The sequence below is a fragment of the Chromobacterium sp. Beijing genome (assembly GCF_021496765.1).
Taxonomy (GTDB): domain Bacteria; phylum Pseudomonadota; class Gammaproteobacteria; order Burkholderiales; family Chromobacteriaceae; genus Chromobacterium.
The window spans coordinates 3493504-3512223 of record NZ_CP053750.1 but is presented as its reverse complement, the minus strand read 5'-3'; the positions used below and the strand labels follow the sequence as shown (position 1 = coordinate 3512223).

At 62.8% G+C, this 18720-nt stretch carries 17 protein-coding genes; 12 read left to right on the top strand and 5 right to left on the bottom strand.

The window, feature by feature from the left end; translation table 11 throughout:
* Positions 1-372 precede the first annotated feature (372 nt).
* A complete protein-coding gene (gene secA, locus HQN78_RS16295) occupies positions 373-3084 on the top strand; it encodes a preprotein translocase subunit SecA (protein WP_227106503.1) in 2712 nt (903 codons plus the stop codon).
* A gap of 247 nt (positions 3085-3331) precedes the next feature.
* Positions 3332-3856 (top strand): DUF2087 domain-containing protein, encoded by a 525-nt coding sequence (locus HQN78_RS16290; protein WP_107797859.1) that lies wholly within the window; start codon positions 3332-3334, stop codon positions 3854-3856.
* A gap of 45 nt (positions 3857-3901) precedes the next feature.
* On the opposite strand, the gene HQN78_RS16285 is transcribed toward HQN78_RS16290, so the two are convergent.
* Positions 3902-4378 carry a TlpA disulfide reductase family protein gene (locus HQN78_RS16285; protein WP_107801581.1) on the bottom strand — a complete coding sequence of 159 codons (477 nt, stop codon included), beginning with the start codon at positions 4376-4378 and terminating at the stop codon, positions 3902-3904.
* Positions 4379-4500: 122 nt separating this feature from the next.
* Between HQN78_RS16285 and HQN78_RS16280 the strand changes: the two genes are divergently transcribed.
* The 7 genes from HQN78_RS16280 to HQN78_RS16250 all read left to right on the top strand — a co-directional run bounded on the left by HQN78_RS16280 (position 4501) and on the right by HQN78_RS16250 (position 10922).
* Positions 4501-5445: a carbohydrate kinase family protein gene (locus HQN78_RS16280; RefSeq protein WP_107797860.1), complete on the top strand. Its 945-nt coding sequence runs from the start codon at positions 4501-4503 to the stop codon at positions 5443-5445.
* 139 nt (positions 5446-5584) lie between these two features.
* On the top strand, positions 5585-6874 hold the full coding sequence (gshA, locus tag HQN78_RS16275; RefSeq protein WP_107797861.1) for a glutamate--cysteine ligase: 1290 nt from the start codon (positions 5585-5587) through the stop codon (positions 6872-6874).
* Positions 6871-7491 carry a hypothetical protein gene (locus HQN78_RS16270; RefSeq protein ID WP_235084907.1) on the top strand — a complete coding sequence of 207 codons (621 nt, stop codon included), beginning with the start codon at positions 6871-6873 and terminating at the stop codon, positions 7489-7491. Before gshA ends, HQN78_RS16270 begins: the two co-directional genes overlap by 4 nt.
* A 2-nt stretch (positions 7492-7493) precedes the next feature.
* On the top strand, positions 7494-8453 hold the full coding sequence (gshB, locus tag HQN78_RS16265; RefSeq protein WP_107797863.1) for a glutathione synthase: 960 nt from the start codon (positions 7494-7496) through the stop codon (positions 8451-8453).
* A 122-nt stretch (positions 8454-8575) separates the two neighbouring features.
* Positions 8576-8947 carry a diacylglycerol kinase gene (locus HQN78_RS16260; RefSeq protein ID WP_043635597.1) on the top strand — a complete coding sequence of 124 codons (372 nt, stop codon included), beginning with the start codon at positions 8576-8578 and terminating at the stop codon, positions 8945-8947.
* Between the two features lie 44 nt (positions 8948-8991).
* Entirely contained in the window at positions 8992-9372 is a 381-nt protein-coding gene (locus HQN78_RS16255) for a DUF1622 domain-containing protein (RefSeq protein WP_235084904.1), read from the top strand.
* A gap of 263 nt (positions 9373-9635) precedes the next feature.
* Entirely contained in the window at positions 9636-10922 is a 1287-nt protein-coding gene (locus tag HQN78_RS16250; RefSeq protein WP_235084902.1) for a hypothetical protein, read from the top strand.
* Between the two features lie 68 nt (positions 10923-10990).
* Here the strand turns inward: HQN78_RS16250 and topA are convergent, their stop codons facing one another.
* From topA to HQN78_RS16230, 4 genes are all read right to left on the bottom strand, one after another.
* On the bottom strand, positions 10991-13291 hold the full coding sequence (topA, locus tag HQN78_RS16245) for a type I DNA topoisomerase (protein ID WP_235084899.1): 2301 nt from the start codon (positions 13289-13291) through the stop codon (positions 10991-10993).
* A gap of 265 nt (positions 13292-13556) precedes the next feature.
* Complete coding sequence (locus HQN78_RS16240; RefSeq protein ID WP_048413521.1) at positions 13557-14015, bottom strand: DUF494 family protein; 459 nt, start codon at positions 14013-14015, stop codon at positions 13557-13559.
* 34 nt (positions 14016-14049) lie between these two features.
* Positions 14050-15129: a DNA-processing protein DprA gene (gene dprA, locus HQN78_RS16235; RefSeq protein ID WP_235084897.1), complete on the bottom strand. Its 1080-nt coding sequence runs from the start codon at positions 15127-15129 to the stop codon at positions 14050-14052.
* Positions 15126-16160, bottom strand: coding sequence for a LysM peptidoglycan-binding domain-containing protein (locus tag HQN78_RS16230; protein WP_235084894.1), 1035 nt, complete (start codon positions 16158-16160; stop codon positions 15126-15128). The genes dprA and HQN78_RS16230 overlap by 4 nt, the downstream gene beginning before the upstream one ends.
* 149 nt (positions 16161-16309) lie before the next feature.
* On the opposite strand from HQN78_RS16230, the gene def reads away from it, so the two are divergent.
* Genes def through htpX form a run of 3 tightly spaced genes read left to right on the top strand, consistent with a single transcriptional unit; the run spans position 16310 to position 18664 of the window.
* On the top strand, positions 16310-16813 hold the full coding sequence (def, locus tag HQN78_RS16225) for a peptide deformylase (protein ID WP_107797869.1): 504 nt from the start codon (positions 16310-16312) through the stop codon (positions 16811-16813).
* A 37-nt stretch (positions 16814-16850) separates the two neighbouring features.
* The gene (gene fmt / locus HQN78_RS16220) at positions 16851-17771 is read left to right on the top strand and encodes a methionyl-tRNA formyltransferase (protein WP_235084891.1); all 921 of its coding nucleotides are present in this window, start codon (positions 16851-16853) and stop codon (positions 17769-17771) included.
* A 35-nt stretch (positions 17772-17806) separates the two neighbouring features.
* Entirely contained in the window at positions 17807-18664 is an 858-nt protein-coding gene (gene htpX, locus HQN78_RS16215; protein WP_227106518.1) for a zinc metalloprotease HtpX, read from the top strand.
* Positions 18665-18720 lie beyond the last annotated feature (56 nt).

The following is an 18720-nucleotide window of genomic DNA, read 5'->3' as shown; positions in this document are numbered from 1 at the left end:
GGAAAGGCGCTATTGTTTGAGGGATTATTAAAGTGGCATGACAGCGGGTGTCAATTTAATTGAGTGTTTGCTCGAATTTGTCAGGGAAACGTGGGTTAAAACCAACACTTGTTTGAGTTTGATCCGCTTCCGCCCGCCAGCGCCACGCCGGGGCGGCGCGCTTTGGGACGCGGCCGCGCCGCGGCGGGCGGTTTTCGCGCGCGCATCCGGCGGCGGCCGGGCGCGGAGGAAAATAAAGGCCGCGCGCAGCGCCTGCCCCCTTGATACAGCGCAAGCGCGCCCCCATAAAATAAGACTGCTAATGTGCTACACTTTCAGGCATTTTTGCGGACACCTTACCTAAACAGCCCGCTGGTCTCTGGATTCGATTACATGATTTCTTCTTTGCTTAAAAAAGTATTCGGCAGCCGCAATGACCGGCTTCTGAAGCAATTCCACCAGACGGTGGTGCGCATCAATGCTCTGGAAGAGGGCTTGAAAGCGTTGTCCGACGAGGCTTTGGCGGCCAAAACCGATGAGTTCAAGCAACGTCTGGCCAAGGGTGAGACGGTGGACGGCCTGTTGCCGGAAGCCTTCGCGGTGTGCCGCGAAGCCTCGCGACGGGTACTGGGCATGCGCCATTTCGACGTGCAGCTGATCGGCGGCATGGTGCTGCACTACGGCAAGATCGCCGAGATGCGCACCGGCGAGGGCAAGACCCTGGTGGCCACGCTGCCGTCCTATCTGAACGCGCTGACCGGCGACGGCGTGCACGTCGTCACCGTCAACGACTACCTGGCCAGCCGCGACGCCGGCATCATGGCCAAGCTGTACAACTTCCTCGGCCTCTCCGTGGGCGTCAACCTGTCCCAGATGCCGCACGACGAGAAGCAGAGCGCCTACGCCTGCGACATCACCTACGGCACCAACAACGAATTCGGCTTCGACTATCTGCGTGACAATATGGTGTTCAGCGTGGAAGAGAAGGTGCAGCGCAAGCTGGCCTACGCGGTGATCGACGAGGTGGACTCCATCCTGATCGACGAAGCGCGCACCCCGCTGATCATCTCCGGCCCAGCCGACGACAATATCGACATGTACCAGCGAATGAACGCGGTGCCGCCGATGCTGAAGCGCCAGGAAACCGAAGAGGGCGAGGGCGATTACTGGGTGGACGAGAAAGCCAACTCGGTAATGATGTCCGAAGCGGGCCACGAGCACAGCGAAGAAATCCTGACCCGTCTGGGCCTGCTGAAGGAAGGCGACAGCCTGTATTCCGCCACCAACATCACGCTGATGCACCATCTGATGGCCGCTCTGCGCGCCCACTCGCTGTTCCACAAGGACCAGCACTATGTGGTGCAGGACGGTGAAGTGGTGATCGTGGACGAATTCACCGGCCGCCTGATGTCCGGCCGCCGCTGGTCCGAAGGCCTGCACCAGGCGGTGGAAGCCAAGGAAGGCGTGGAGATCAACCGCGAGAACCAGACGCTGGCCTCGATCACCTTCCAGAACTACTTCCGTCTGTACGGCAAGCTGGCCGGCATGACCGGCACCGCCGACACCGAAGCTTACGAATTCCAGAGCATTTACGGCCTGGAAACCGTGGTGATCCCGACCAACCGGCCCATGGTCCGCAAGGACGCGCAGGACAAGGTCTACCGCTCCGCCAAGGAGAAGTACGACGCCATCCTGGCCGACATCAAGGACTGCCACGAACGCGGCCAGCCGGTGCTGGTGGGCACCACCAGCATTGAAAACTCCGAACTGATCGCCAATCTGCTGCAAAAGGCCAAGCTGCCGCACAATGTGCTGAACGCCAAGGAACACGCGCGCGAAGCCGACATCGTGGTGCAGGCCGGCAGCCCTGGCGTGATCACCGTGGCCACCAATATGGCCGGCCGCGGCACCGACATCGTGCTGGGCGGCAATCCGGAGCCGGAGATCAAGGGCGTCGAATCCGACGACAGCTTGTCCGCCGAGGAGAAGCGCGCCCGCATCGAGAAGATCCGCGCCGATTGGCAAGTGGTGCACGATCAGGTGCTGGCCGCCGGCGGCCTGCACATCGTGGGCACCGAGCGCCATGAATCGCGCCGTATCGACAACCAGCTGCGCGGCCGTTCCGGCCGTCAGGGCGACCCGGGCTCCTCCCGTTTCTACCTGTGCCTGGAAGACCCGCTGCTGCGCATCTTCGCCTCCGATCGCGTCGCCGCGATCATGGACCGCCTGAAAATGCCGGAAGGCGAGGCGATTGAGCACCCGTGGGTGTCCCGCTCCATCGAGAACGCCCAGCGCAAGGTGGAAGGCCGCAACTTCGACATCCGCAAGCAATTGCTGGAATACGACGACGTCGCCAACGACCAGCGCAAGGTGATCTACCAGCAGCGCAATGAAATTCTGGTGGAAAGCGATGTGTCCGACGTGGTGGTCAATATGCGTGAAGGCGTGTTGTCCGACCTGGTGGACCTGCACCTGCCGCCGGAATCCATGGAAGAACAGTGGGATCTGCCGGGCCTGGAGAAAACGCTGGAAGCCGAATTCCTGCTGCCGATCAAGGTCAGCGAATGGCTGAAGGCCGAGCCGGCGCTGGACATCGAAAGCATCCGCGAACGCATCATCGAGCAAGCCGCCGAGACCTATCAGGCCAAGGTGGAGCTGGCCGGCGACGGCGTGATGCGCCAGTTCGAGCGCAGCCTGGTGCTGCAGATGCTGGACAATCACTGGCGCGAACATTTGGCGGCGATGGATCACCTGCGTCAGGGCATCCACCTGCGCGGTTACGCGCAGAAGAACCCTAAGCAGGAATACAAGCGCGAAGCCTTCGAACTGTTCGCCGACATGCTGGAGCGCATCAAGCGCAGCGTGGTCAATGTGCTGATGACGGTGCAGATCCGCAGCCAGGAAGACGTGGACGCGGTGGAGCCGCATCAGGTGGGCGAGTACGAAATGCAGCACGCCGCGCCGGGTTCGGCGCTGGGCGAGGACGAGGACAATCCGCTGTCCCCGGACGCGCTGGCGGCGCAGGGCCTGCGCATCGGCCGCAACGACGCCTGCCCATGCGGCAGCGGCAAGAAGTACAAGCAGTGCCACGGCCGCCTGGAGTGATCCGGTAGCCGCAGGGCCCAAAGCCGACGCGCGAGCGTCGGCTTTTTTCATGCCCGCGCGCTTTGCAAGCGGACGGCGCGGTGTTAGCATCGTCGCGGGTCAACAGTTCACCCAGGCGTCGCCGGTGCCCTCACCACGCTAAACCTGTCTTGGCTAGATTCATCCCGCTTGGCTCGAACCCGTGCCAGGCCGTAATGGCGACCGCGGCAGTCCCTCCCGACCTTGGCACGACGACAGGATTCGAACCATGTCTCGTACGCTTTATCCCTTTTATTGCAGCGACATCTCCGCGCTGGCGCGTTCGCTCAAACAGCAATGGGCGCAGGAAAGCGCTCCGCCCAGCCATGTGCACATCCTCAATATGCTGGCGCGTTCCGCCGGCTTCCAGAACTTCCAGCACTGGCGGGCGGAATGCGAACGTCCGGCGCCGCCGGCCGGCCTGTCCGCGGCGACGACGCGGCTGTTGCGTCATTACGACGCCGAGGGCCGCTTGACGCGCTGGCCTAAGAAATTCAGCGAACAGCGCGTCTGCCTGTGGGTCTTGTGGGCCAGCCTGCCGGGCGGGGAGCAGTGGTCCGAGCCGGAGGCGAACGCCTTGATCCGCGCCGAAGAAGCCTTTGGCGACCATGTGTTGCTGCGGCGCGAGCTGGTGGAGCAGGGCTTGCTGGGGCGGACGCCGGATTGCCGGCGTTATTGGCATGTGGCGCAGGCCTTGCCGGCGGAGGCCGAGGCCTTGGCGGCGGAAGTGGGCCGGCGCAGAGCCGGCCGCTGAGGAGGCTTGGGCGGCGGCCGGCGTCAATGGCCGTCGCCGAGCGGTTTACAACTGGGCTTTGATCGCCGCTTCCAGTTTTTTCTCGTCCAAGAGGCCGGTGAGCTTGGCGGCGATCTTGCCCTTGCGGTCCAGTATCAGGGTGTAAGGCAGGCCGCCGGTGGCGTTGCCCAGGCTGCGCATCAGGTTCAGCGTGTCGCTGTCGCCCAGCAGGATGGGATAGCTTATCTTCAGCTGGCCGACGAAGGCGCTGACTTCTTCTTTATTGTCCAGCGCCACGCCCACCACTTCCACGCCCTTGGGCGCCAGCTTGGCGCGCAGGCGGTTCAGCATCGGCATTTCCTCGCGGCAAGGCCCGCACCAGGTGGCCCAGAAATTCAGCACCGTGACCTTGCCCTTATAGGCGGCGATGGTGGCGTCGCCGCCTTGCAGTTTGGTGAAATGGGTTTGTTCCAGCGTGGGCGCGGCCATGGCGGAGAGCGGCAGCAGCGCGATCAGCGCGGGGGCGAGCAGTCGTTTCAGCATCTTGTTGAGCTTCCGGTAGGTGTTTGAAGTGTATTGGATATCCGACAAGGTCAAAGTTCTCGACGTGAACCAAACAAATGTTTCATGTTAAAATGGTCGATTGACCTTTTTGCGGAGTGGGCATGTCTATCCTCGTCTGCGGGGCCCTCGCATACGATACCCTGTTCTCGTTTCATGGCCGTTTTGACAGCCAGATCCTGCCGGATCAGCTGCACAAAATTTCCACGACCTTCCTGGCCCCGACCATGCGCCGCGAATTCGGCGGCATGGCCGGCAATATCGCCTACAGCCTGTGTCTGTTGGGCGAAACCCCCATCGTCATGGGCGTGGTGGGTGAGGATTTCGAGCCGTATCGCCAACATCTGAAACGCGCCGGCGTGGACGACCGCTTCATTCGCTTGATCCGCAAGCAGTATACCTCGCAGTGCTTCGGCATCGCCGACAAGGATGGCAATCAATTGATGGCCTTCCATCCCGGCGCCATGGATTTTGCCACCGAAAACCACATATCGGATATTCCGGGGCCGATCGAACTGGCGATTCTGTCGCCCGGCGGCTACAGCGCCTTCCTGCAGCATTCCAAGGAATTGGCCGCGGCCGGCATTCCCTTCATCTTCGACCCGGGCCAGGAGCTGCCGCTGTTGTCGCGCGACGAGATCCACGAGATCGTCGAACTGGCCAGCTATGTGGCCATCAACGACTACGAGAGCGAGCTGATGCGCGAACGCGCCGGCCTGTCGGTGGAGGACTTGCGCAAAAAGGTGGAGGCGCTGATCGTCACCCGCGGCTCCAAGGGCGCGGAGATTTACGTCGGCGACACCGTGCACCTGATCCCGCGCGTGCAAATGCCGATCAAGCCGGTGGATCCGATGGGCTGCGGCGACGCTTTCCGCGCCGGCCTGCTCTACGGCATCAGCCGCGGCCTGGACTGGAAGATCACCGGCCGCCTGGCCAATGTGATCGGCGCGATCAAGGTCACCACGCCGGGCTGCCAGAATCACTTCTTCGACTGGGACTCGCTGAAGGACTTGTATCAGCAGGCTTACGGCGAACCCTGGCCATTGTGACGATGCGGCCCGCGGGCCAAACCGACAAGGACGCGCAAGCGTCCTTTGCTTTTTGACGGTCCCAACACAACAAGTCTTGAATTCATCCCGCGCCACCCCCACCATTAGCGAATTCAATTCGAAAACCCAAGGGGATTCCATGCCGCCCGTTCCGCATCTGGCAACCGCACTGACCGGCCCGCTTTACGAACTGGAAAGCCGCATCCTGACTGCCCAGCCTCAGATCGAACACTGGTTCCGCAGTCAGTGGCATAACCACGCGGCGCCGTTCTACGGCTCGGTGGACCTGCGCAACAGCGGTTTCAAGCTGGCGCCGGTGGACATGAACCTGTTTCCCGGCGGCCACAACAACCTGAACCGCGACTTTCTGCCGCTGGCGGTCCACGCCGCGCAAAGCGCGGTGGAAAAAGTGTGTCCGGAAGCGCGCAGCGTGCTGCTGATACCGGAAAACCACACCCGCAACACCTTCTACCTGCAGAACATCGCCGCGCTGGTGCATATTTTCGAACAGGCCGGCCTCAAGGTGCGCCTGGGCTCGCTGAACCCGGAAATCACCGAGCCGACCGAGCTGCAATCGGCCAACGGCGACATCGTGCGCTTGGAGCCCATCGAACGCCGCGGCAACCGCCTGGTGCTGGCGGACGGCTTCAACCCCTGCGTGGTCCTGCTCAACAACGATTTGTCCGGCGGCATTCCCGACCTGCTCAAAGGCCTGGAGCAGAACCTGCTGCCGCCGCTGCACGCCGGCTGGGCGGTGCGCCGCAAGAGCAACCACTTCGCCGCCTATGACAAGGTGTGCGAGGACTTCGCCCGCTTGATCTCCATCGATCCCTGGACCATCAATCCCTATTTCGCCAGCTGTAGCGGCCTGGATTTCCACGCCCGCACCGGCGAGGAGCAATTGGCGGACGAGGTGTCGCGGATGCTGGACAAGATTCGCGTCAAATACCGCGAATACGGCATAGACAACGATCCCTTCGTCATCGTCAAGGCGGACGCTGGCACCTACGGCATGGGCGTGATGAGTGTGAAGAGCCCGGACGAGGTGCTGGGTCTCAACCGCAAGGCGCGCAACAAGATGTCGGTGGTCAAGGAAGGCCTGGAGGTGTCCGAGGTCATCGTGCAAGAGGGCGTGTACACCTTCGAAACGGTGGAGGACGCGGTGGCCGAGCCGGTGGTCTACATGATGGACCGCTACGTGACCGGCGGTTTCTACCGTGTGCACACCGGCCGCGGCATCGATGAAAACCTGAACGCGCCGGGCATGCACTTCGTGCCGCTCTCGTTCGAAACCGCCTGCCTGCCGGACAAGCAGGGTACGCCGGACTGTGCGCCCAACCGTTTCTACGCCTACGGCGTGATTTCGCGGCTGGCGCTGCTGGCCGCCTCGCTGGAGCTGGAAGCCACCGATCCGGACGCGGACGAATGAAAGCCTGGCTGAGCCTGGCGCTGTTGGCGGCGACGGCCTCGGCGGCAGCCGACGAAGCCTTGACGCCGCAGGCGTTGGAGGAACTGGTGCAGTGCGCGTCGTTCGAGCGCTACCAGGCCTTGCAGCCGGCCTTGCTGGACGTGGTGTTCGACAAGGGGCCGGACTGGATACGCAAGAACGAGCAGGCCAGCACGCTGGGCGTTTACGCCTATGATCTGAAACGGCCGATCCGGGTGTTCGGCGCGGAGACGACGCGGCTGGCGTTGCACAAGGAGTTCGTGTCGGTGCCGCTGCCGTCCGCTTGGACAATGGCCGAAGCCGCGTCCCGGCTGCGGCTCAAACGCGCGCCGATCCGGGCGACGGAGCAGTATTACCGCTTCGTCGGCGCGGAAGGACCGATGCTGTCCGCCTACGAGATGTCCGCCAATCCCTTGGCGGCGCTGCTGGGCGCGCCGCAGCAGGGCGAAGCGCTGCGCTACCTCGGCTGCTCCTATAATGGGGCCGACGAGCCCACTTTCCTTTCTGTCGCCGCACAGGCCGACGAGATGATGCAAACGGCGCGCAGCGGCATGGAACGCATGCTGCGCGACGCCGCCAAGCCAAGCGAGGACCGATAATCATGCGCATCCTGTTCATTGCCGATCCGCTGGATCACTTCAAGCTTTACAAGGACACCACCTTCGCGATGATGCAGGAGGCCGCCGCGCGCGGCCATGCCCTGAGCTTCGCCCAGGCCCATCAATTGTCGGTGGAGGGCGGCCGCGTGCTGGTGGACGCGCGCGATCTGAGCCTGACCGGCCAGTACGAGGGCGAACACCCGGCCTGGTTCAAGCTGGGCGAAGTGCATCGCCAGCCCTTGCAGTCCTTCAGCGCCACCGTGATGCGCAAGGATCCGCCCTTCGACATGGAATACCTGTACGCCTCTCAGCTGTTCACGCTGGCGGAGGCGCAGGGGGCCAAGGTGTTCACCAGCGGCCAGGCGCTGCGCGATTTCAACGAGAAGCTGGCCATTCTGCAGTTCCCGGAGCTGACCGCGCCCACGCTGATCACCGGCGAGGCGCACCGCCTGCGCGCCTTCATCAACCAGCATCAGGACGTGATCCTGAAGCCGCTGGACAGCATGGGCGGCGACAGCATTTTCCGGCTGCGCCCGGACGACGCCAACCTGTCTGTGATCATTGAAACCATCACGCTGCGCGGCAAGCGCACGGTGATGGCGCAGCGCTACATTCCGGAGATCCGCGACGGCGACAAGCGCATTCTGGTGATAGACGGCGAGCCGGTGGAGTGGTGCCTGGCGCGCATTCCGGCGGCGGGGGAGACCCGGGGCAATCTGGCCGCCGGCGGTCGCGGCGAGGCGCGGCCGCTGACCGAGCGCGATCGCGAAATCGCCAGGACGGTGGGACCGGAGCTGAAAAAGCGCGGCATCCTGTTGGCTGGGCTGGACGTGATCGGCAACTATCTGACCGAGGTCAACGTCACCAGCCCCACCTGCTTCCGCGAAATCATGGACCAGACCGAGATCAAGGTTGCCGGCCTGTACATCGACGCCTTGGAGCGGCGTTGCCAGCCGCACTGACGCTGGGCTTTCTCCATTTCGCCACGGCCGGCCGCGACGCCGGCCGTTTTATTTTTTATTGGCGTCATCTTGGTCTGGCATGCTGGGGCGCCGGCCGTTGCGCCAATCTTACGGACTCCTCCATGAAAGAAAGTCCTTTCAAAGGCAAAACCGGGATCACCCGCCTGATCAACGCCTTCGGTTACTCGCTGGACGGCCTCAAGGCGGCGTTCCGGCATGAGGACGCCTTCCGCCAGCTGGTGCTGCTGGCGGCGGTGCTGATCCCGCTGGCCTTCGTCATCCACGCCCAGCCGCTGGAGCGCGCCTTGCTGGTGGCCAGCTCGCTGGCGACGCTAATCATCGAACTGCTGAACTCCGCGATCGAGGCGGCGGTGGACCACACCTCGCTGGAGCGGCATCCGCTGGCCAAGCGCGCCAAGGACATGGGCAGCGCCGCTCAATTGCTGGGCCTGATCAATCTGACCGCGGTGTGGTGTCTGGTGTTGTTTGCCTGAAGCGGGTAAGGTGACGGCTGCCTGAACCCAGAGGGAGCCGTCCGATGATGTCGCCAGTGGAATCCGGAGTCGAGGAGTGGGTGTTGAACATCGTGCTCTGGCTCAAGTTGGGCGTGGAAGCGCTGGGCGCGCTGGTGATAGGCGTCGGCATCCTGGCCCTGGGCGTCCGCTATGTTCGCCGCTGCCTCAGCGCCAACCATGACGATTACAACCAGGTGCGGCTCAGCTTCGCCCGCTTCCTGGCGCTGGCGCTGGAGTTGCAATTGGCGGCCGACATCCTGTCCACAGCGGTGGCGCCCAGTTGGGACCAGATCGGCAAGCTGGGCGCCATCGCGGTGCTGCGCACCGCGCTCAATTACTTTTTGGGCAGGGAAATTCGCGAAGCCGAGGCGGCGCGTCAGTCTAGTGATCTCCCTATCCACTGAGTCAATCCCGGTTTGGTGGCGCCTGCTGCGTGCCTGGCGCTTCTGCTTCTCCCTAATGCCTTTCCTGATCGTTCGGTCAGTTTGATCTAAGCGCAGTCAATTCTTGCTGGTGATATGTGGCGTAAGGTATATGCTTATGCCATACAAAAGCGAGGTCAAGGATGCCGCGGCTGGCTGGCGTGGTGAATCTACTTTTCCCGCGTGCCATGCCTGTTATCGGGTGAGTGTTTTCTCTTAAATCCGTGTGAATAGGAGTTTAACTCATGAACGATAAAGTAAACGAGGCAATAGTTTCTCCCGCCAAAATTGTTGATATGGATACGCTGTGGCAGACGGCGATCCACTATCGCCTGACTGGAATCAATGATATTCAGGCGATGGAGAATATCTATGAGGCACTGCCTGCAAGTTTGGGGTTTCAGGAAATTGCAAACGTCTTCAGCGGTGTTTACTGTGACACCTATTGGGAAACTGATCGTGAGAAACCGCTAATTCTTGCTCAGCATATGACCCAGGCTTTGGCTATTCCCCTGACTTCATCCACGCAATACGCAAATAAAGCGATGCAACAGTGGCGAGGTGTTTTGTGCCGTAAGAACTTTGGCGATAATGGTGTGATTCCAACTATCGGAGCTTATACCGACTCCCCAGATATTGTTTGCAACCAAGATGTGGAGTTGTCGCCGGCAATGTTGATTGATAATTGGAATTCTGAATTCTGGAAAGTGCCCAAGGTTGGGAAAAACTATATTTATACTCGCTGTCAGAATAAGTCGTTTTTCGGCAAGATTAATGATGCCAAGGTAAGAATGTACTACGTCAATGGGGGATTCAACCAGCCGCCGTCTTCTTGGATGCAGTGCTATACGGTGAATGGCAAGAACAAGGATGGTAAGGTTTTGAATCGGGAGGGCAAGAATGCGCTCCTGACTGTGGGCGAGCGCGCAGTCTCTGAAGCCTTCATGCTGGATTTGAAATCTCAGCAGCATGTTTGCCTGATAGCCACCGTTGCCTATCCCTTCTTCACTGAAAATAATCCCTTGCAATTTTCCGAGGGTAACTGGAATTCCGTGCAATGGATTCTTTATAACGGCGCCGGGGCATGGCGTAATGTGACACCTGTATCCAAGAGCGGGGGAGAGGAATCCCTGACGTTCCATAACCAGGATTCCACGCCTGAGCAGTTCAGCTTCAGCATGAGGTGTCGCCGGGTGCCGGAAGGCTCCACCTTGCGGATGTATTCCGACGACCCCGCCGCCGCTTTCGACACCCGGCGCGTGAAAGTACTGAGAAGCAGCCAGGAGCTCAATATTGCGGTTCAACTGCCGCCGCACTACGCCGGTCACATCAAGGTGCAGCTGGAGGGGCCGGACGGCAAGCCTTTGCCCAGCAGCGCTGCGGTGCAGATTTGCATGCATTGGTGCGTGCCGCATTCGAGTCCCCATTATCTGCGGGCGGCGGCGATGTTGGGGGCCTTGGAGGCGGTGCCGACCTTGCAGAGCCTGCAGTTGCCGGTGGGATACTTCACGTTTGTCGGCGCAGGAGACTAGACTCGCGCAATAAACAACAGCCCTGCACGGAAAACCGTGCAGGGCTGTTGTCGCAAGCGCGGGCCGTGTTAGCCCGGCTCGGCTTCCTTGCCTTCCGGCGGCGCGATCACCTCGCTATAGCCGCATTCCTTCTGCGGGCAGACTTTCTCGGTGCCGCGGCGCTTGGTGGTCTTGATGGTCAGGATCGGCCAATTGCACTTCGGGCACGGTTCGGCCACCGGCGGGTTCCAGGTGGCGTACTTGCACTTGGGATAGGTGTTGCAGCTGTAGAACAGCTTGCCGTAGCGGCTCTTGCGCTCGATCAGCTGGCCGGCCTTGCATTCCGGGCATTCCACGCCGGTTTCGCGCGGCTTTTCCAGCGGCTCGATGTGCTTGCACTTCGGGTAGTTGGCGCAGCCGATAAACTTGCCGTAGCGGCCCTTCTTGATGTGCAGCTCGCCGCCGCACTCCGGGCAGCTGCGGCCTTCGATCACCGTCGGCGCTTCCGCCTCTTCCGCAGCTTGTTCGGCGGTTTCGCCCATATTGCGGGTGTAATCGCAGTCCGGATAACCGGTGCAGGCGATGAAGCGGCCGCGCTTGCCGAACTTGATGGACAAGGGCTTGCTGCATTTTGGACAGGCTTCGTCCAGGCTCTCGGTGGTGACCTCGGCGCGGGAGATGCTTTCCTTCTCCGCGATTTGCTTGGAGAAGTTCTTCCAGAAGCTGTCCATCACCGGCACCCATTCGCGCTGGCCGTTGGCCACTTCATCCAGCTGGTTTTCCAGCTTGGCGGTGAAGTTGTAGTCCACGTATTGCGCGAAGTGCTCGGTCAGGAATTTGTTGACGATGTCGCCGGTGTCGGTGGGCAGGAAGCGCTTCTTGTCCAGCACCACGTATTCGCGGTCTTTCAGCGTGGAGATGATGCTGGCGTAAGTGGACGGCCGGCCGATGCCGAATTCTTCCAGGGCCTTCACCAGCGAGGCTTCCGAATAACGCGGCGGCGGCTGGGTGAAGTGCTGGGTGCCGTAGAGCTTGTCCACCGGCAGGGTCTCGCCCTCGTCCAGCAGCGGCAGCTTGGCGTTGTCCTCGTCCTCGGCGTCGTCCACGTCTTCTTCATACACGGCGAGGAAGCCGGCGAAGGTCTGCACCTGGCCGGTGGCGCGGAAAACGCCTTCGCCGACGGCGATGTCTATGCTGGTGGTGTCGAACTTGGCCGGCGCCATCTGGCAAGCCAGCGTCCGCTTCCAGACCATGTCGTAGAGCTTGAACTGATCCGAGGTCAGGAAGGGCTTGACCATGTCCGGGGTGCGCAGGATGGACGTGGGGCGGATCGCCTCGTGCGCTTCCTGGGCGTTCTTGGACTTGTTCTTGTAGGCCACCGGGTTCTTGGGCAGGTAGTCGCCGTCGAATTTCAGGCCGATATAGCCGCGGATTTCCTCCATCGCCTCGCCCGCCAGCGCCACCGAGTCGGTACGCATATAGGTGATCAGACCGACGGTGCCCTGGCCGATGTCTATGCCCTCGTACAGCTGCTGCGCGGTGCGCATGGTGCGGTCGGTGGTCATGCCCAGCTTGCGCACGGCTTCCTGCTGCAGCGTGGAGGTGGTGAACGGGGCGGCGGGGCTGCGAGATTTCTTTTTCTTCTCGATGCTGCTGACCACCGCCGGGTGGCCTTCCAGCCGCGCCAGTATGCTGGCCTGCTCGGCCTCGTTGGGGATGTCGAACTGTTCCAGCTTCTTGCCGGCCATCGAGGTCAGCTTGGCGCCGAACTTGGTGCGGCCCTTGTGGCTGTCCAGATGCACAGACCAGTATTCCTGCTCGACGAAGGCGCGGATTTCGTTCTCGCGCTCGCAGATCAGCCGCAGCGCGGGGCTTTGAACCCGGCCGGCGGACAGGCCGCGGCGGATCTTCTTCCACAGCAGCGGAGACAGGTTGAAGCCCACCAGATAGTCCAGCGCGCGGCGGGTCTGCTGTGCGTCCACCAGGTTCTGCGCGATTTCGCGCGGGTTCTGGATCGCTTCCAGCACCGCGTTCTTGGTGATCTCGTGGAAGACCACGCGCTGGGCGGTCTTGTTCTTCAGCAGCTTCTTGCCGTTGAGGATCTGCACCAGATGCCAGGAAATGGCCTCGCCTTCGCGGTCCGGGTCAGTCGCCAGATAGATGTGTTCGGCGTCGCCCACCGCTTTGACGATGGCGTCGACGTGTTTGCTGTTGCGCGCGATCAGCTGGTATTTCATCGCGAACCCTTTTTCAGGGTCCACTGCGCCGTTCTTGGGCACCAGATCGCGCACATGGCCGTAGGAGGCCAGGACTTCAAAGTCAGGGCCTAGGTATTTCTTCAGCGTTTTCGCCTTGGAAGGCGATTCGACGATCAAGAGACTGGTGGGCATATTATCTTTTCTATGTGCAATCGCCGGCATGCCGGCCGATCCGTCCGGACCGGGCGTTTCTGCCGCGCGGCAGAAGGGCGCCAGGCCCGTGCGTGGGCTGCTGCGTTCCCGTCGACAAGGAGGATGAAGGCTTCACCCTGAAAATTTCGCGTCGACAGAAAATATATTCGTCAAATAAAACAAGAGCGCAAGAGCGCTCTTGGATCGGCCGCCGGAACCGGCGGCCAAGGGCGGCATGTTAAGCCCGCTCCATGAGGCTGACAAGTCATTGCATGGTGGGTTCGCCATGCACGGCATCCAACAGCGCTTCGCCCAGCAGAATGGGCAGTTCCGCCTGTTGCGCCCACAACACCATCAAGGCCACCAGCTTGGCGCTGCCGACGTTGATGTCGTCGCCGTGCAGTTCCATCAGGCGGTCGATGACCATTTCGCGCTGCGCGGGCGTCAAGGCGCCGTGATCCTCCAGGAACTGCAGCAGGCCGCGCACGTCGGCGGGCAGGTGCTCCAGCTCGTCTTCGGCGTAAACGCGCATGCCGCTGGCTTCGTTGGCGCCGACGTAGCCGCTGTCGTCCAGGCCGCTGATGCCGTCCAGCCAATCCAGCGCGTCGTTGATCTCCTCGTCCTCGAAACCGGCGGCCTCCAATTGGCGCATCAACGCGCCGCGGTCGCCGAAAGCGTCCGGATCGCGGAATTGTTCAAACAGGAAGGCGAGTACGTCAAACATCAATCTATCTTCTTAAAGTGCGGGTTAGCGCGGTTCAGCCCGGTTTCAGGCGCTGAAAAAGCCCGCCGGGATGGCTGGCCACCAGGCCGGCCAGCTCAAGTTCGAGCAGCATCGCGTAAAGCTCCCCCACAGTCAACCCGAGCGTGGTCGAAAGCGCATCCATACTGATGGGGTCGAATCCCATGGCTTCAAGCAGCGGCGATTCCGCCGCGGGGGCCGCCGGCTTGGCGCTGGGGCGTTTGCGTTGCAGCCTGCCCACTTCGTCCAGCACGTCGTCCACGGTTTCCACCAGTTTGGCGCCGTCCTTGATTAGCCGGTGACAGCCGCGAGACTGCGGATTGTGGATGGAACCGGGGATGGCCATCACTTCGCGGTTGTTCTCCATCGCCAGCCGCGCGGTGATCAGCGAGCCGGAGCCGATATTGGCCTCCGCCACCAGACAGCCGCGGCTGAGGCCGGCGATGATGCGGTTGCGGCGCGGGAAATGGCCGGCCAGCGGTCCCATGCCCAGCGCGAACTCGGACAGGATCAGGCCTTCCTCGGCGATGCGGTGCGCCAGCTGGCGGTTGCTGGCCGGGTAGACGCGGTCTATGCCGGTGCCGACCACGGCGATGGTGGAGGGCTGCTGTCCGAGCGCGCCGTGGTGGGCGGCGGCGTCGATGCCGCTGGCCAGGCCGCTGACGATGCAATAGCCGTGTTCGGCCAGTTCGCGGGAAAAGCTTTCCGCGTTCTGTCTGCCCTGCGGCGTGGCGGCGCGGCTGCCCACGATGGCGAGCATGGGCTGGGTCAGCAGCTCGCGCCGGCCGCGGGCGAACAGCAGCGGCGGCGGCGAGTTGGATTCGGCCAGCTGCGGCGGGTAGTCGTCGTCCAGCAGCGACAGCAATTGGCAGCCCGGCGTTTGCGCCCATTCCAGCGCCGCCTCGGCGGAGGCGGCGGCCTCGCGCCGCTGCAGGGCTTCGGCCGCTTCTTTGCCGATCAAGGGTTCGGTCTGGCGGCTGTTGGCGTTCAAGGCGGCGTCGGCGCCGCCGAAGGCGTCGATCAGCCGTAAAAAGCCGGCCGGGCCGATGCCGGGGGTCAGTGCCAGCAACAGCCAGTCATGCGGCGGAGCCTTCATTCTTGTTCGGGGCTGGCCACGCCGTCGCCCACGTAGATCGGGCCGCGGCTGTCCAGCACCAGCGCGTAGGACACCTTGTCGAACACGCGGTAGACGAAGGCGTTGCCGGCGCGCTCCGCCGGCAGCGTCACCGTGCGCTTACCCTGCTCATCCTTGATTTCCAGCGGGCGGCCTTTTTTGAACAGGCCGAACACATGACCGTTTTCGACGCCCTGCGACTGGCCCAGATTGAGTACAATAGTGGAGTATTGGGCCGCGCCGTCCACGCCGTTGTAGACCGAGACCACCTTGCCGCTCAGATGAGCGTCGGCCGGATGCGGGGCGTAGTTGTTGAAGTTTTGCTGCGGCGCGCGCATCAGATGGTCGCCCACCAGGATTTCCTCGCTGACGTTTCTGACTTTCAGCGTCTGAACGTCGCCTTGGGGCTTGTCTGCGGTCAGGTCGCCGCTGTAGGTCGCTTCTACGCCCAGCACCTTCTTGGTGTCCGGGTCCAGCAGCGGCTTGCCCAGCCGGTAAGCCTGCCAGGTGCCGGCCTCGTTGACGCCGGTGGCGTAGACGCGGTCCCCGGTGGCGACGGTGAGGTGTTCTTCCGGTCCGGCGATCAGCTTGGGCGATTGCAGGAACTGCGCCATGTCCACCACCAGCGGCCGTTTGAGGAAGGGCTCGATCGCCGAGGCGGGAATGCTGGCCACCGCCTGATCCAGCGTCTCGACGCGGGCCTGCGGCGAGAGTTTGACTTCGCGCTGCGCGCCTCGCGCCAGCGACAGCCGCGGCTGGCCGTCCACATAGTCCAGCGCCAGCACGTCGCCCGGATAGATCCAGTGCGGATTCTTGATTTCGCCCTGGTTCATCCGCCACAGACGCGGCCATTTCCAGGGGCTGCTCAGATAGCGTCCGGAAATGCTCCACAGCGTGTCGCCGCGCTTCACGGTGTAGCGGCTGGGCGCGTCAGCCTTCAACTGGAGATCGGCGGCGAAGGCGGGCGCGGCGAGCCCGAGGGCCAAGGCGAAGGATATAATGCTTTTACGCATGGGAAATGCCCCAATATGAAGGTGGACGGACACCTGCGGGGGTGGCCCGCATACAAGGAATCGCGTTTCGAACATGTCTATTATCGGCGTGCCGATCGCGATACGACAACTTGATGAGTGAATGAAACGACGGGGAGTCATTAAATCCGATGGCATTGTTGAATATTTTGCATTATCCGGATGAACGGCTGCACACCGTGGCCAAGCCGGTGGAGGTCTTCGACGAGGCCTTGCAGATCCAGATCGATAATATGTTCGAGACCATGTACGAGGCCAAAGGCATCGGCCTGGCCGCGACTCAGGTCGATTTCCACCACCGCCTGGTGGTGATGGACATTTCCGAGGAACGGAACGAACGCCGCGTGTTCATCAACCCGGAAATCCTGAGCAAGGACGGCGAGACGGAATATGAAGAAGGCTGTCTGTCCGTGCCCGGCATTTACGACAAAGTGACTCGCGCCGAGCGCGTCAAGGTGCGCGCGCTGGACCGCAACGGCAAGCCGTTCGAACTGGAGGCCGACGGCCTGCTGGCGATCTGCATCCAGCACGAGATCGACCATCTGGACGGCAAGGTATTCGTTGAATACCTGTCGCAGATGAAGCAGACCCGCATCAAGACCAAGCTGAAAAAGCGTGAAAAACAGAATATGTGACCGCGGCGCCGTGGGCGCCCCGTCCGGAATGGTTTGAATGAAATTGATCTTTGCCGGTACGCCGGAGTTTGCCGCCGCCGCGCTGCGCGAGTTGATCGCCGCCGGCCATGAAGTCGCCCTGGTGCTGACCCAGCCGGACCGTCCGGCCGGCCGCGGCATGAAATTGAAGCCCAGCCCGGTCAAGGAAGTCGCGTTGGCGCATGGTTTGCGCGTGGAGCAGCCAGCGTCCTTGCGCAACGACGAAGCGCAGCAGATGCTGCGCGACATCGGCGCCGACTTGATGGTGGTGGCCGCCTACGGGCTGATCCTACCGCAGGCGGTGCTGGATATCCCGGCGCGCGGCTGTCTGAACATCCACGCCTCGCTGCTGCCGCGCTGGCGCGGCGCGGCGCCGATACAGCGCGCCATCCTGGCCGGCGACGCCGAAACCGGCATCACCATCATGCAGATGGACGTGGGCCTGGACACCGGCGACATGCTGTCCATCCATCCTGTGGCCATCGCAGACGACGAAACCGCCGCCACGCTGCACGACAAGCTGGCCGTGGAAGGCGCGCGCGCCATCGTCTCCACGCTGGCCGGACTGGACGGGATCGCCCCGCTCAAGCAGCCGGAAGCGGGCGTCACTTACGCGCAGAAGCTGAGCAAGGCCGAGGCCTTGGTGGACTGGAGCCTGCCGGCGGAAGAAGTGGCCCGGGCCATCCGCGCCTACAACCCGGCGCCCGGCGCGCATACCTTGCTGGCCGGCGAAGCGCTGAAACTGTGGATGGCCGGCGCCGAAGCTGGCCAGGCCGAGCCGGGCGTGATCGTCGCCGCGGACGCGGACGGCGTGCTGGTGGGCTGCGGCTCCGGCCTGGTGCGCTTGAGCGTGCTGCAGGCGGCCGGCGGCAAGCGGCTGGCCGCGCGGGACTTCGTCGCCGGCAGAAGCCAGCTGGCGGGCACGCGGCTGGGCGTGTGAGCGGATAGACTGAGGCGAGAGGAAAGGGGGCGGCAATGACGGACAACTGGTTCAAGACCACCTTGCTGATGGCGGCGATTCTGGCGCTGTTCGCCGTGATCGGCGGCATGATAGGCGGCAAAAGCGGCATGATTCTGGCCTTGCTGTTCGGCGGGGCGATGAATGTGTACGCTTGGTGGAATTCCGACCAGATGGTGCTGCGCATGTACAACGCGCAGGAGGTGGACGCCCAGAGCGCGCCGGAATTCTACGGCATGGTGGCGGAACTGGCGCAGCGCGCCGGCCTGCCTATGCCGCGCGTCTACGTGATTCACGAAGAGCAGCCCAACGCCTTCGCCACCGGCCGCAGTCCCGAGCACGCGGCGGTGGCCGCCACCAGCGGCATCATGCGCATGTTGGACTATCGCGAGCTGCGCGGGGTGATGGCGCATGAACTGGCCCACGTCCAGCACCGCGACACCTTGATCTCCACTATTTCCGCCACCATGGCCGGCGCGATATCCGCGCTGGCCAACTTCGCCATGTTCTTTGGCGGCCGCGACGAAAACGGCCAGCCGGTGGGCTGGCTGCCGCGTCTGGCCATCGCCCTGCTGGCGCCGCTGGCGGCCAGCCTGATACAGATGGCGATTTCCCGCGCGCGTGAATTCGAGGCCGACCGCGGCGGCGCCGAGATTTCCGGCGACCCGCTGGCCTTGGCCTCCGCCTTGCAGAAGATCGAGTACTATGCGCAGGGCATTGTAATGCCCACCGCCGAGGCGCACCCGGAAACCGCGCAGATGATGATCATCAATCCCTTGTCCGGCGGCGGCGGGATGGGCGATCTGTTCCGCACCCATCCGCAGACCGCGGACCGCATCGAACGGCTGCAAGCGATGGCGCGCGGCGTATATTAATTGAAGAGCGTCGGGCGGCCGCGCGCCGCCTTGATCGCGCAAGGCCAATGCCGGAG